Source organism: Streptomyces sp. NPDC002809, assembly GCF_040295435.1.
Lineage (GTDB): Bacteria > Actinomycetota > Actinomycetes > Streptomycetales > Streptomycetaceae > Streptomyces.
Genome location: NZ_JBEOVJ010000018.1, coordinates 98,928 through 112,740, shown reverse-complemented (window position 1 = coordinate 112,740; position 13,813 = coordinate 98,928). Strand labels below are relative to the sequence as shown.

Below are 13,813 nucleotides of genomic sequence, written 5' to 3'. Positions count from 1 at the left end.
GTCGAACACGCGCTGAGCGCGGCGATGCCGGACCTCTCGGACCTGTTCGAGGTCGGCGACTCCTCGAAGTTCGCCGTCGGCCAGTGGTGGGCCGTTCAGGTCGACCCGGTCGCCGGCGGCGGCGGTGACGAGCGCGAGCTGCAGAAGCTGGTCGAGATCACCGAGATCGTCGACGCCGGCCATATCCGGATCGGCTACCTCAACGGCTGGGAGCTCGCCGAGGGCCGCACCCTCACCTGGACCCTGATCGAGCCGGTCCGCGACACCCACATCCGCAACATGGTCTTCGAGGGCGCGGGACCCGACGAGTACACCGGCTCCCACCCCGTCAGCTTCGAGTACGCCGTCGGCTGCGACGTCTCCGGCATCCACGCCACCGGCACGTTCTGGCCGGTCATCATGCGCCGCTGGTGCACCCGTTTCCGCACCGAGGACTGCTCCCTGAAGAACCCGCCCACCGTCATGTACGGCGGCGCGGGCTACCTCACCCAGCAGATCTACTGCCTGTACGGGCGGGTCGCCGACTGCACGACCAGCAATGTGCGCCACCTCAACGACCTCACCGCCTCCGCCTACTGCACCGTCGTGAACTGCCACGGCGACGGCGACGACGCGGGCGGCAACCCCTTCACCACCCACGGCCAGTACGAGCACGACCTGCTCTTCGACGGCAACTCCGGACTGATGGACATCGCCAACTCCGGTGCCCAGTGGGGCATCTCCGCCAAGCGGATCACCGTGCGCAGACACGTGTGCTCGTGGTTCACCGCCAACACGAAGATCACCGATCTGACCCTGGAGGACATCACGGTGATCGCGCGTCCCACCTTCGACCAGGCAGGGACCCTATCGGTGAACGCCGACGGCGCCCAGGTGCGCGGCTGCACCGCGAAGACCTTCGCGGTCGCCCAGCGCTCCGCCCGCTCCACCCGGCCGACCACGATCAGCGACTGCTCCTTCGAACTGCCCGCCGGCGCCGTCCTCGTCCAGACGCCCGTCACCGCGCCGGTGCACTTCGTGCGCTGCACGTTCGAGGGCGTGGACGGTGCCATCCTGCGCGGTGCGGGCCCGGTCCACTTCACCGACTGCACGGTCACCGGCGCCGAGAACGCGGCCCCGCTCTCCGTCGGTTCCGCGGACCTGCGGATCGACGGCGGTACGTACGACAGCACAGGCATCGAGCTCAGCGGCGTGCGCGACCAGCGGATCACCGTGACCGGCGGGGCCAGGTTCACCGGCGGCAACAAGGCCGGGGCGCTGCTCGGCCGAGCGGACGGCCCGGGGAAGGCGACCTGGGACATCACCGGCCTCAGCAGCGCGGCCGCCGGACCGGACACCGCACACATCCGGATCGCCGACGGCACGAACCACTACGCGGCCACCGGCAGCCGCTTCACCGGCGGCACGCTGCATCTGGCCCCGGAGGCCCTCGCGTCGGTCCTGCACACGACGTGCGTGGAGGACGGCACGCGCCGCAGCGCGATGCCCCCCGCCGGCGACACGGTGCGCACGGACGGCAACCTCATCCTGTGAGCGCCCTCATCCGCACGGCGACCGCCGCCGACGATCCCGCCCTGGCCGCCTTGTGGCGTCGGTGCTTCGAGGCCCCGCACATCGCCGCCCTGCACGCACTCGACCCGGAACGCCACCGTCACACCTTCGTCGCCGAGAACGCCGAGGACGGCGGGATCGACGCCGCAGTCGTCTATGTGCCGCGGCTGATCCGTGACGCGGAGGGCACCCCGCAGCGCGTCGGCGGCATCGGCAGCGTCGCCACCCGCCCCGAAGCCCGGGGACAGGGCCTGGTCAGGCTGCTGCTCGCGGCGGCGGAGCGCACCATGACCGCCGAACAGTGCGCCTGGTCCCTGCTGTTCACCGGCACGCCCGGCGTCTACCGGAGCTCGGGATGGCAGGAGTTCGACAGTACGTACACCGAGGGGACACTCGCCCCCGCGGCCGTCCCCGGGGCCTTCCCGGTCCGCGCGGCCACCCCGGAGGACGCGGTGGAGGTGGCCGCGCTGCATCACGCGTACAACGCGAGCCGGCCGCTCAGCTCACTGCGGGCGCCCGAGGACTGGGCGGTGCGAGTGCCCGCGTGGTACGGCCCCGCCGAGGAGTCGCTCGTCGCGGTGGACCCCGTCTCCGGGGCCCTGACCGGCTGGATCGTGGCGCAGCACACGGGCGACTGCGTGGAGGTGCGCGAGTTCGCGGGCGCGGTCGAGTGCCTGAGCGCGCTGCTCGCTGCCGTCGGTTCACGCGGGCGGGCGGCGGGGCTGACCCGGGCCCGCGTCCGGATCCCCGGTGCCCCGGGAGTGGCTGCCGCCCTTCCCGCCCTCCTGCGGGATGCCCGGCAGGTGACGGAACGCGTGGGGATGGCGCGGCCGTTGCACGCCGCGCCGGCCTCCGTGCGGGCCACTGTCACGGCGCCCGGGGCCGTCCACTGGTACGGCGACTGCTTCTGATCGGCGGGGGATCGGGGCGGCGCGGCCGCGGCGACCTCCGGGACGGCGCACAGCTGACGCGGCAGGCGTCGTGCGTGTCCGCCCTGTACCAAAGGCCGATTGACCGGCGGGTTGGCCACCGGAAGGATCGTCCGGGCGGGGACGGGGAGCGGACACGCACGGCTCATCCGCCCACCGCAGACGCACGGGACGGGTGACGGGCGGCACGGAAGGAGGGGCTGTTGCGATGTCGATCCAGCTGATGAGCGAAGCGGGTGCGGTCGGCGGCCCCAACGAGGACTTCGTGGCCGCGGAAGGCACGACGGTCGTGGTGCTCGACGGCGTCAGCACCGTGCCGGGGAACGGGTCCGGGTGCCACCACGGCACGGCCTGGTTCGCGGGTGAGCTTGCGGGCCGCCTGCTGGAACATGCTCAGGCGCCGGAAGGCGGCCTCGACGACGCGCTGTACCGGGCCTTGACCGACGTCGTCGGGTCGCACGGTGATGCGTGCGACCTCTCGGTGCCCGATCCGCCGGCCGCGGCCCTGGCCGTGGTGCGGGAGCGCCGAGGGCGTATGGAGTACCTGGTCCTGTGCGACTGCACGATCGTGGCGGACGTGGCCGGGACCGTGCGGCGGATCACCGACGACCGTCTGTCGGGGCTCGACCTCCCGGAGCGCAGGGCCGTGCTGGAGGATCCGACGCCCGCCGCGTACGCCGCGTTGCTCGAGGCGAAGAGGCGGCGACGCAACACGCCCGGCGGCTACTGGGTGGCGGCAGGCGAACCGGCTGCCGCCTGGGCGGCGGTGAAGGGGAGCTTTCCGGTGGGTGACGTCCGGCGCATCGCGCTGATGACGGACGGGGTGTCGTGTGCCGTCGACCGCTACCGGCTCATGGACTGGGCTGGGCTGCTCGACACCCTGGAGGATGAACCCACCGCTCTCGTACGGAGGATCCGGGAGGCGGAGCAAAAGGCGTCCCGCGGCACGCGGAATAGTCTGACCAAGCTTCACGACGACGCGACGGCGGCGTATTGGCGCATTGCTTGATATTGCCTGTGGGTCTGCCTTGCGTGCGCCACGGGTCGCGGCGTGCTTGTAGGTACGGGATCGAGGAATCGGATGGCGATGAGTAACGTTCCTGAACTTGTTCTTGAGACCATGAAGTCCGCGGAGGCGCGCGGATTCGAGCTGTCCTGCGAGGAGACGGTGGGCAGACTCCTGGCCGCTCTCGCAAGTGCTGTTCCTCCCGGCGGGCGGGTCCTCGAGCTGGGCACCGGCGCCGGCGTGGGTGCGGCCTGGCTCGTCTCGGGGCTCGCGCACCGAAGTGACGCGACGGTGCTCACGCTGGAGCGGGATGAGGAACTCGCTGCATCGGCGCGGGAGTTCGCATGGCCCGAGTGGGTCGAGGTACGGGTCGCCGACGTGGAGAAGGAGCTCCCGGAGCTGGGACGCTTCGACTTGGTCTTCGCCGACGCCGAAGGCGGGAAGTGGTCCGGACTCGACCTGACCGTGGCGGCGTTGCGGCCCTCGGGAATGCTGGTCGTCGACGACATGGACCTGTCCCGCTACCGGTCCGCCGCGCACCGTGAATCGGTGACCCGTGTACGCGACTCGATTCTCTCCGATCCGCGTCTCGTGGCGGTGGATCTCCCCGTGAGCAGCGGGATCATGGTGGCTGCCAAGCGTCACGACTGAGACGCGACGACGGGCCGGTCCTCATCGCCGCCGATGTGTTCCACGGGCGACCCGGGGAATTCCGCCCGTTCTCCTCCACGGCGTCCTCCGCAAGGCCGTGCGCGATTCTCTTCCCTCACTCCAGGAGACGACTGATGAGTGATACCGGGCTGGTTGATGCCCCGGCCACGGACATGAGCTCTTCTCAGGACCTGCTGTCCTGCTACGAGAAGATGAGTCTCATCCGTGCGTACGAACACCGCATGATGGAACTGCGGACGGCGCGCGAGGTGGTCGGGCCGGTCCATCCGTACGTCGGCCAGGAGGCCGTCGCCGTCGGAGTCTGCGAGGCGCTGGAGCCGCGGGACCAGTTGGTGAGCCACTACCGCGGCCATGGGCACGCGCTGGCCCGGGGCACGTCACCGATCGCTCTGACCGCCGAACTGTTCGGCAGGAGCACGGGGTTGTGCGGCGGCAAGGCGGCGGCACTCATATCCGACCCGGCCAACAACATCCTGGTCTCCAGCGGCCTGGTGGGTGCGGGCGTTCCGATCGCGGCCGGTGCGGCGATGACGGAGCAGGTGCGCGGCACCGGCGGCGTGGCCGTGGTCTTCCTCGGCGACGGGGCACTCGGCAGCGGGGTGGTCCACGAGACCCTCAACATGGCCGTGGTGCAGCGCCTCCCGCTGATCATGGTGTGTGAGCACAACGGCTACCAGGGCGGCACGCGCACCGAGGAGGTGTACCCGGACGCCTCGCTGCTCAGGGTGGCCCGAGGACACCTGATGCGTGCCGTCTCGGTCGACGGCAACGACGTGACGGCCGTGTACCGCGCTGCGAGCGAGGCGGTCTCGGCGGCACGGGCCGGTGAGGGCCCCTCCTTCATCGAGGCCCGCACGTACCTGACGGAGTTCCATCTCCAGTTCGACAGGCCGTCGACGGAGAAGCGCCCGGAGGACGAGCTGCGTCACTGGCGGGCGCGCGATCCACTGACCCTGCTGGCCCGGCGGCTCCTGGACGGCGGCGTCGCCCAGGAGGAGCTGGACGACGCCCGGGCACGGTCAGGGGCCGTCGTCGCGGATGCCGTGGAGCGGTCCCGGACCGCGCCGTGGCCCGAGCGGCGCCAGGTCTTCACCCACATCCGGCCGGAGGCGTCGTGAACGAGTTGGCCGTGCTCGACCTCGTACTGGAGGAGGAGATGCGGCGGGACGAGCGCATCGTCCTTCTCGCAACCGGTACGTCCCCGTCCTGGCAGCGGGAGTTCGGGCCTGAGCGCATCCGCACCTGCCCCATATCCGAGCAGGCCATGACCGGCATGGCGGTCGGGGCCGCGATGACCGGACTGCGGCCCGTCCTCGACCTCAACCGCGCGTCCTTCACCTTCCTCGTCATGGATCAGCTGGTCAACCACGCCGCCAGGCTGCACTACATGTCCGACGGCGGATACCGGGTGCCCATGGTCGTCACGTCGGCCACCCGCGGCCGTCAGCAGCTCGGCCCGCAGAACGAGCAGTGCCCGTACGGGGTGTTCATGCAGCTTCCCGGGTTTCAGGTGGTGGTGCCGGGGTCGGCCGAGGACGCGTGCGGTCTGCTGCGCACAGCCGTCCGGGACGCCGGCCCGACGATGTTCTTCGTGGCGCCGGAGCTGGCGCGTGGCGTGCGCCTGGCGGCGGCGCTGGCCGCCGAGCCGATCCCCTTCGGCCGGGCCGCGACGCTGAGCTCCGGGTCGGACGTGACCCTGCTGGCCATCGGCGGTGCCGTGAAAGTCGGCGTGGAGGCGGCCGCGCTGCTCGCCTCGCAGGGGGTGCGCTGCGATCTGATCGACCCCAGGACCCTCGTTCCCCTGGATGTCGGCACGATCGCAGAGTCGGTGCGCCGCACCGGCCGCCTGGTGTTCGTCGACGACGGGCCGCGGTCGGGTGCACCCGCCCAGATCCTGTCCGCGCTGTACGACGTGGAGGGGGTGGCCGCGCGACTGGGCGGCAGGGTCGAGTTCGTGTGCTGCCCCGACGTGCCGGTGCCGTCGACCCCGGCGCTGGAACAGCACACGTGGCCGCTCGAGCAGGACGTGGTGGACGCCGCGCTGAAGCTGCTGAAGGCCGACCGGTGAGTTGGGCGGAGGTGGCCCCGACCGCCGCTCCGGCGGCCGCCGTCGTGGACACCCGGTCGCGGGCGGCGCCGGTGCACCGCCTGGAACGGGGCTCGGCGTTCGCCGTGCGGGCCGAGGCCGCGCGTCTTGAGAGGGCGGGCCAGGACGTGGTGCACCTGGAGCTGGGGGAGCCGGACTGGCAGCCACCGCCCGCAGTGATCGACGCGTTCCCGGCCGCCCTCGCCGATGGTGGCCGGCGGTACACGGAGGCGGCCGGAGAGCTTGACGTACGCCTGCAAGTCGCGGCCAGTTATTCGGAGTTGATGGGCTCGCGGGTCGACCCCGGTCGCGTCGTGCTGATGCCGGGCAGCAACATGGTGCTCTACCTCACGCTGCTGGCCGTCGCGGGGCACGGGGACGAGGTGCTGTTGCCGGATCCGGGATTCCCGCCGTACGCGGAACTGATCCGGCTCGCGGGCGCGGTTCCCGTGCCCTATCCGTTGCGTCGTGAGGCGGGCTTCCTGCCCGACGCGGACGAGATCGGTTCCCTGGTCACCAGGCGCACCCGGCTGATCATCGTCAACTCCCCGCACAATCCGACGGGTTCGGTGATTCCCGGCGCACTGGTCGAGGAGATCATGCAGGTCGTCGACCGCCACGGACTGTACGTGGTCTTCGACGAGGCCTACCGGGAGTTCAAACCCGGCGGCGGCCGGCCGTCCCTGCACGGGGACCGTGCGGAGCACCCGCGGGCGATCTTCATGGAGTCCCTGTCCAAGAGCCACTCCATGTGTGGCTGGCGGGCCGGGATCGCCATCACCGCGCCGGAGCTGGCCAAGGACCTGGCGGACCTGATGGTGAACACCACCTGCTGCATGCCGTCCGTGGTCCAGAGGATCATCCCGGCCGCGCTGAACAGCCGGGAGTGGGTCACCGGGCGTGTGGCCGAAGCGGCCCGGCGCAGACGCCTCGTGCACGGCGAACTCGCCACCATGCCCGGAATCCGGTCGGAGGCGGTGGGCGAGGGGTTCTATCTGTTCCCCGACATCAGGGGAACGGGACTGTCGGACCGGGAGTTCTCCCGCCGCCTGCTGGCCGGGGCGGCGGTGTCCGTGGTGCCGGGCGGCACCTATGGCCGGCAGGGCGCCGGGCATGTCCGGATCGCGTGCACGGAGTCGGTCGAGCGGTTGACCGAAGCGATGAGCCGAATGCGAGTCTTCCTGGAAGGAATGGCATGGACACGCTCAATCCCTTAGGTCATCGGAGCCTCAGCGGTCTGGACGAGAGCGGGGCGCTGGGTGAGCCGCATGTGCTTGTCGACGCCGACAACGCCACCCTCGTGCTCCGCGACACCAACGGCCGGGAGCGTACGTGCTCCGATTTCATGTCGGCCTACGCCTCCGTCAACTTCGGCCACCGCAACCGGGAGGTGGAGGAAGCTCTCACCCGCGGGTCGGACCTGGCGGCGCTCTTCTACCCGGAAGAGGCGGAACTTCTCTCCCGGCGGCTGTGCGCCGCGGTCGGCGGCGGCGCGCGAAAGGTTCTGTACCAGGTGGGCGGCAGTTTCGCGGTGTCCACCGCCTTCGCGCTGGCCCGCAGGCGCAGGCCGGGCCGGATCCTGGCCATCGAAGGGGCCTTTCACGGACTGGGCCTGGACGCGCTGGCCGCGACCACCGTGCAGCGGGACATCGCGCTGCAGGACACCGGGCTGTCCGCGCTGCTGTCCACGCAGATCGAGCACCTGCCCGTGGGCTCCTTTCCGGAGACCTGGCAGGACATCTCCGCGGTCATCTACGAACCGGTCCAGGGCGCGAACGGCTATGTGCCGCTCGATGCCGGCTGGCTCGCGGAGCTGGAGGGAAGGGCTCGGAAGAACGGTGTGCTCACCATTTCCGACGAGATCCAGTGCGGATTCCACCGGCACGGCTCGCTGAGTCCGTCACGGGCGTGGGGGCTCGCCCCGGACATCGTCCTGTTCGGGAAGTCCCTGACCAACGGGACGTACCCGCTCTCCGCCGTCGTCTATCAGGACGAGCTGGAGCGGTCCGTCGCCGGGCGGGTCCACCTGGCACACACCTTCCAGACGGCAACTCTCGGATTCCGCGCCGCACTCCGGGTCTTCGGGTACCTGGACAGCAACCCGGTGGCCGGCATGGGTGAGCGCATAGCGGAACTCTTCCGCGACCGGGCCGAGAAGTGGTCGGCCGACGGTCTGGTGCGCGACCTGCACGTCACGGGCCCGGCTCTGTCGTTCGAGCCGGCGAGGGTGGCCGGCAGTGAGGCCGTGCAGACGGCGTTCGACTGCGGAGTGCTGATGCTGTCGGGGGGCGCCCGAGGCCGGCGGATCCGGATTGCGCCCCCTTTGACCACGCCTCTGGAGCAGATCATCGCAGGTCTTGACGTGGTGGGCGGAGCGCTGGCAGGCCGTCGGGCGTGAACCGTCCCACCCCTTGGAGAACTCAGGAGGGCACATGGAAAGCGCCACATTCTACGACGAGCTACGGGGATCCCTGCTGTCGATGCAGCCGGACCAGGAGGACAAGCGGGTCGTACTGGAGGGGCTCGGGCACGATGACAATCTCTTCGATCTCGGTCTGGTCACCTCCTTCTCGGTCATCCGCATGATCGTTTTCATCGAGACGCTGACGGGCTGCTCCCTCGACCTGGCCGAGCACGACATCGAGAACTTCTACACCATGCGCGGCCTGTGGGATCTCGTCCAGGCGGAGGGGGCCACCCGATGACAACCGTGTCCTCGAAGTACAGCGAAGAGCAGATCGCCGCCTTCCGGCGCCGCTTCGCCGAGGTGTCCTGCGCACAACTCGCGGACAGCGCAGCCGAGTTCACCAACCCGCTCGCCCTGCCGCTGGTGGCACGCAACGGCCGGCCCCGGGTGTGCGGACCGGTCTTCCCCGTCACCACGTCGGACGACATGCTGCCCTGCCTCCAGGCCCTGGCCGCTGCCCCCGCGGGCTGGGTGATCTTCATCCACAACGAGATCAGCCCGTCCGAAGGGCTGGCCGGCGACATCTACGTCGCCTCCGCCGAAGTGCAGTGCCTGGGCGGAATCGTGGTGAACGGGGCGGTACGGGACCTCGAGGCCCTCGCCGACATCCCGGTGCCGGTCTTCTCCACCGAGGTGAACTTCGTGTCGGCGAGGACCACCTCCGTACTGGCCGAGGCCGTTCCCGACACGGTGGATGTGGCGGGATGCCGCTTGACCCCCGGGGACTGGATCTTCGGCGACGAGGACGGCTTCCTGCTCCTGCCGGAGAGCCATGTATCGGCCGTTCTCGCCTCGGGCACGGTACTGCGCGTACGGGAGGACCGGCTGCGCCGGACGATGCGCGAGCAGCAGCGGACACTGGCCGATCTCACGGGCCTCGACGAGTTCGTCGCGGGTTCCGGTCCACTCAAGTTCAACCCCTAGCCGAGGAGGCCGCACGTGTCCACCAGCACGAGGGACAGCCTGCGGGGGAACAGGCCCGTCGACGGCATCGACTTCGCGGCGACGGAATTCCAACGGGACCCCTGGCCGTCGTACGACTGGTACCGGGAGCACGAGCCCGTGCATCTGTCGCAGCGCTATGGCGCCTACTTCGTCTTCGGCTACGAACATGTGCGCCGGGTGATGACGTCGCCCGACTTCACCGCCTTCCACCCCTTCCGGGTCAGCCGCCGGGCCTTCGGGCCGACCATGCTCGACCAGGAGGGAGAGCACCACGCACGGCTGAGGTCGGCGGCGGCCGGTCCCTTCCGGCCTCGTACGGCCACGGAGTTCGGCCGCCGCGTGGTGGCGCCGCTGGCCGAACGGATGCTGGACGACCTCCTGAGGCAACGGCGTGGCGACTTCGTCGCCCGGCTCGCCGAGCGGCTGCCCATGGCGGTCGTCTGCCACGTCATGGGCCTCCCCGACGGCGACTCCGGCCGGCTGCGCGACCTGATGCGGCCCCTGGTGGAGTACGTGGATCACGGCACTGTGAGCCTGGAGCAAGTCGTCGCCGCGCGAGGCGAGTTGCGGGAGTACCTGCGTGACGCGCTGCCGGCGGACCCGGGCGCCGACGGCCTGCTGAACGCGCTGGCCGAGAACGGGACTCTCAGTGAGGCCGACGTCGTCAACACCTCCGTACTGCTGCTCGCGGCGGGTACGGAGACCACGGCGGCCGGCATCACCAATCTGCTCAGCCGGGTGGCCGCCGAGCCGGAGGTCTTCCAGCGACTGGGCGAGGACCGCTCCCTGGTCCCCGCGGTCGTGACCGAGACTCTGCGTCACGAGCCTCCTCTCCACGTCACCCTGCGCTTCGCCTCCCGGGATGTGGCACTCGGCGGCGTCGACATCCCCGAAGGCGCGCCGCTCCAAGTGGTGCTCGCCAGCGCGAACCGCGACCCTGCCGTGTACCCGAGTCCGCACGTGTGGGACCCGGAGCGGACGGCCAGGACGCCGCTCACCTTCGGCATGGGACGGCACGTCTGCCTGGGCATGGGACTGGCCCAGCAGGAGCTGGAGATCGTGCTCCACGGCGTGCTGGACCGGGTCGGGGAACTCGAGCTGTCCGGCGGGCCGTTGGCCACGGCTCAGGGCCGCACCTTCCGCGCGGTCCGCGACTCCGAATGCGTCTACCGGCTCCGCTCCGCGAGCGACGCGGGCGGGACGACATGAGTAATGCGGTGAGGGCGACATGAGCGACGTGGTGACCTGGCAGGCGCCGACGCCGCTGGCACCGTCCCAGCGCCGGGTGTTCGAGGATCTCCTGTCCTACTGCCTGCCCGGCGACGGAAGGTTCTGGCTGGAGCACACGGAACCCGGGGCGAGGGTGCGTTACGTCGCGGCGCCCGGTCACAGCACGGAGGCGACCGCCGCGCTGCTCGACGAGGCCCACGCGCGGGCGGCGCTGGAGACCGCGCGCGCACCGCACGTGCTGTACGAGTTCGACGGTTCCTCCGGTTCCGGTGGACCTGCGTCGGATGCGACGTGGGTGGGGCCCGGACTGCGCGTCGGCGGAACGGATTCGGCGCGGTTGGTACGTGCGCTGGACACCCTCCTCCTCGGACTGGCGGACGAGGTGGGGGCCATGGAGAGGCTCGTGCCGCACCTGGTGTCCTGGGAGACGCTCCGCCGCACCGGATACACGCGCAACTTCCCCCAGCACCTGACGGCCTGCGCGGTGGTACGGGAGGACTTGCGGGCGCTCGACCGGCTCGCCCAGGCACCGGACGTGGTGGCCGCGGCGGCCGAGCTGACGCCCGCTCCCGTGGCACTGGCACCCGCGGTGTGCATGAACCTGTTCGCCGGACTCGCGGACGGTACGTTGCCCGCCCCCATCACTCTCACCGCCCGCGGCATGTGCGGTCGGTACGAGGCGGGGGCGCGGGCCGTCGCCACTCGCCTGTGGTCCTTCGACATGAGGGAGCTGGTCTTCGTCGGGGACGCCGTCGGTGCCAAGTCGTTCCGCGACACCATGCTGAACGCGGTCGCGGACCTCGCCCGCGACCTGGGTCTGCCGAGCACGCTCACGACGGCCAGCGATCCCTTCTTCACCTCCGAGCGTGCCGACCTGCTGGGATTCCAGTCGGCGCTGAGCCTCAAGCACGAACTGCGCGGACTGCCGGCGGACGGCTCGTCGGCGGTGGCAGTCACCTCCGTCAATCTGCACAAGCAGCATTTCGGGGTCGAGTTCGGCATCACCCTGCCCGACGGCACACCGGCCCACTCCGCCTGTGTGGGGTTCGGCCTGGACCGCTGGGCGGAATGGATACACGGCCACCTCGGCGCCGATCCGGACAACTGGCCCGACGTCCTGCGGGCGGCGATCACCACTCCTGGCAGGCGCCGAACCGACGAAAGGCCCTAGGTGAACCCGTCCGACACGCTCACGGTCGACTTCGACGCCGGACCGGACAAGGAAGGCCCGACGAGCTGGGCCCAGCTCAAGACGTTCCACCGGCGCGCCCGGTACCCGCACGACCGGTACAGCTCCTTCCTCACCCATGCCGCCGAGCTTCCGGTCGCCACGTCACGGAGCGGGGTGGCCGGGGCGGTTGCCGCCCTCCTGGTGGCACACGAGTCCCTGCGCACGGTGTACGCCGACGACGGCCGACGCCAACACGTATCGGGAAAAGGCGTGTTGACGCTCGCGGTGCACGACGTGCCCGACGACGAGGAGGCGCGCGAACGCGTCGTCGAGTCGCTCACTCACAAGCCCTTCGACTTCGCCCGGGAATTCCCCCTCCGAGCGGCGGTCCTGGCGCCCGGAGGCCGCCCGGCCCGGCTGGTCGTCGTCTACTCGCACATCGCGGTGGACGGCGAAGGCCTCCGGATCGTCATCGAGGACCTGCACAACGCGCTGGCCGGACGAGGGGAACACGGCGGTTCCGAAGCCGCGCAGCCGCTCGAACTGGGCCTGGAGCAGCAGTCGCCGGCCTGGCAGGAGCGCAACGCCGCCGCCCTGCGCCACTGGGACAAGGCCATGGAGCGCGTCCCGCAGTCCATGCTCGCCGTGCCGGTGGCCGCCACGGGCGGTGACGCCGACCGCTACGTCTGCGGGGTGCTGGAGTCCCGCGCCGTCGCGGAGGCGCTCCCCGTGATCGCGGCCAGGACCAGGGCGAGCACCTCCGCCGTCATGCTGGCCGCCACCGCCGCAGTACTCGCGCACCGCGCCGGTCTGCCCCGGTGCGCGCTCACCGCGATCGCCGCGAATCGGAACACGCCGGGCACGGCGCGGTACGTCGGCACCATCTCCCAGGACGCGCTGATCCTGCTCACTCCCGGCGACGGGACGTTCGACGCGCTGGTACGGCGGGCCTGGGCGGGGAGTCTCGCGGCGTATCAGCACAGTCAGGTCCATCCGCTGGAGCTCTGGGACCGGATGGAGAAGGCGGGGTCCCGGCGGGGCATCCGCTTCGCCAGGGACTGCGTGTTCAACGACCGCAGCGTGCCGGGCGGCGTCGAGGTGGGTGACCAGGCCGCGCCCGGAGAGGGGTCGACCATCCGAGTGGACCGGGCCACGTTCATGCCGGTCCGGTTCTTTCTGCGCGTCGTGCGCACGGACGGCACGGCAGAGATCGCCCTGTGGTGCGACACCCGCTACCTCCCGGAGCCCGATCTGCGGGCGTTCCTGACCGGAATGGAGAGGCTCCTGGTGGCCGCGGCGAAGGAGGAGGTCCCCCTTGGCCGGCTCGAGGAGATCAGCGGAGTCGTGCCGGTCCCGCGCGGTCCGCAGTGGCAGCGGATCGCCGCCTCGCTGGTCGACGTGGACGCGGTCCGTGGACTCGTCGAGGCCGTGGCGCGCGGGCACGGCTCGGCGGTCTTCGTGACGGAGGCGGCGGACCCGGACGGGGGGGAACTGGTCGCGTACGTGGACGCCTCGGGAACCTCGCTGACACCGCAGGCTCTGCACCTGGCCTGTATGGCTGCCCTGCCCGGCTTCGACGGAGCCATCGCGCCGACCCGTTACGTGCTGTGCGACGGAGCGCCCAGGGACACCGCCGACGAGGCGGCCTGGCTCTCGGTGCCCGTCACGTCCACGGGGGACGGCCGGGCGCTCGCCCCGGCGAGTGAGACCGGAGAGTGAGACCGGCGAGTGCGACGCCGCGCCCCCGGGCGCACGG

Annotated in this window: 13 protein-coding genes; all 13 read left to right on the top strand. The window is 71.0% G+C overall.

Translation table 11 applies throughout. The annotated features are described in order from the left end of the window. A partial coding sequence (locus tag ABT025_RS14325; protein WP_350993647.1) for a peptidase C14 occupies positions 1-1,533 on the top strand: 1,533 nt, incomplete at its 5' end. After that, the gene (locus tag ABT025_RS14320; protein WP_350993645.1) at positions 1,530-2,462 is read left to right on the top strand and encodes a GNAT family N-acetyltransferase; all 933 of its coding nucleotides are present in this window, start codon (positions 1,530-1,532) and stop codon (positions 2,460-2,462) included. The genes ABT025_RS14325 and ABT025_RS14320, both read left to right, overlap by 4 nt. A gap of 226 nt (positions 2,463-2,688) precedes the next feature. Beyond that, positions 2,689-3,489 carry a protein phosphatase 2C domain-containing protein gene (locus tag ABT025_RS14315; RefSeq protein ID WP_350993643.1) on the top strand — a complete coding sequence of 267 codons (801 nt, stop codon included), beginning with the start codon at positions 2,689-2,691 and terminating at the stop codon, positions 3,487-3,489. A 78-nt stretch (positions 3,490-3,567) separates the two neighbouring features. Next, on the top strand, positions 3,568-4,137 hold the full coding sequence (locus ABT025_RS14310; RefSeq protein ID WP_350993641.1) for an O-methyltransferase: 570 nt from the start codon (positions 3,568-3,570) through the stop codon (positions 4,135-4,137). Positions 4,138-4,271: 134 nt separating this feature from the next. Then, entirely contained in the window at positions 4,272-5,276 is a 1,005-nt protein-coding gene (locus tag ABT025_RS14305; protein ID WP_350993640.1) for a thiamine pyrophosphate-dependent dehydrogenase E1 component subunit alpha, read from the top strand. Further along, on the top strand, positions 5,273-6,226 hold the full coding sequence (locus ABT025_RS14300; protein WP_350993638.1) for an alpha-ketoacid dehydrogenase subunit beta: 954 nt from the start codon (positions 5,273-5,275) through the stop codon (positions 6,224-6,226). Before ABT025_RS14305 ends, ABT025_RS14300 begins: the two co-directional genes overlap by 4 nt. Continuing rightward, positions 6,223-7,461, top strand: a complete 1,239-nt coding sequence (locus tag ABT025_RS14295) for a pyridoxal phosphate-dependent aminotransferase (RefSeq protein ID WP_350993636.1) — start codon at positions 6,223-6,225, stop codon at positions 7,459-7,461. Before ABT025_RS14300 ends, ABT025_RS14295 begins: the two co-directional genes overlap by 4 nt. Further along, positions 7,440-8,642: an aminotransferase class III-fold pyridoxal phosphate-dependent enzyme gene (locus ABT025_RS14290; RefSeq protein ID WP_350993634.1), complete on the top strand. Its 1,203-nt coding sequence runs from the start codon at positions 7,440-7,442 to the stop codon at positions 8,640-8,642. The genes ABT025_RS14295 and ABT025_RS14290 overlap by 22 nt, the downstream gene beginning before the upstream one ends. A gap of 34 nt (positions 8,643-8,676) precedes the next feature. Then, complete coding sequence (locus tag ABT025_RS14285) at positions 8,677-8,949, top strand: hypothetical protein (protein ID WP_350993632.1); 273 nt, start codon at positions 8,677-8,679, stop codon at positions 8,947-8,949. Beyond that, positions 8,946-9,635, top strand: a complete 690-nt coding sequence (locus ABT025_RS14280; protein ID WP_350993630.1) for an RraA family protein — start codon at positions 8,946-8,948, stop codon at positions 9,633-9,635. The genes ABT025_RS14285 and ABT025_RS14280 overlap by 4 nt, the downstream gene beginning before the upstream one ends. Before the next feature lie 15 nt (positions 9,636-9,650). Then, a complete protein-coding gene (locus ABT025_RS14275; RefSeq protein ID WP_350993628.1) occupies positions 9,651-10,865 on the top strand; it encodes a cytochrome P450 in 1,215 nt (404 codons plus the stop codon). 19 nt (positions 10,866-10,884) lie between these two features. Beyond that, entirely contained in the window at positions 10,885-12,057 is a 1,173-nt protein-coding gene (locus ABT025_RS14270; protein ID WP_350993626.1) for a class-II aminoacyl-tRNA synthetase family protein, read from the top strand. Next, positions 12,058-13,776, top strand: a complete 1,719-nt coding sequence (locus ABT025_RS14265) for a condensation domain-containing protein (protein ID WP_350993624.1) — start codon at positions 12,058-12,060, stop codon at positions 13,774-13,776. It abuts the gene before it with no gap. The last annotated feature ends 37 nt before the right edge of the window (positions 13,777-13,813 follow it).

Excerpts from the sequence above, each read along its gene's own strand:
- ABT025_RS14315 (WP_350993643.1), top strand. The coding sequence starts at position 2,689 with ATGTCGATCCAGCTGATGAGCGAAGCGGGTGCGGTCGGCGGCCCCAAC.
- ABT025_RS14310 (WP_350993641.1), top strand. The coding sequence starts at position 3,568 with ATGAGTAACGTTCCTGAACTTGTTCTTGAGACCATGAAGTCCGCGGAG.
- ABT025_RS14305 (WP_350993640.1), top strand. The coding sequence starts at position 4,272 with ATGAGTGATACCGGGCTGGTTGATGCCCCGGCCACGGACATGAGCTCT.
- ABT025_RS14290 (WP_350993634.1), top strand. The coding sequence starts at position 7,440 with ATGGACACGCTCAATCCCTTAGGTCATCGGAGCCTCAGCGGTCTGGAC.
- ABT025_RS14285 (WP_350993632.1), top strand. The coding sequence starts at position 8,677 with ATGGAAAGCGCCACATTCTACGACGAGCTACGGGGATCCCTGCTGTCG.
- ABT025_RS14280 (WP_350993630.1), top strand. The coding sequence starts at position 8,946 with ATGACAACCGTGTCCTCGAAGTACAGCGAAGAGCAGATCGCCGCCTTC.
- ABT025_RS14270 (WP_350993626.1), top strand. The coding sequence starts at position 10,885 with ATGAGCGACGTGGTGACCTGGCAGGCGCCGACGCCGCTGGCACCGTCC.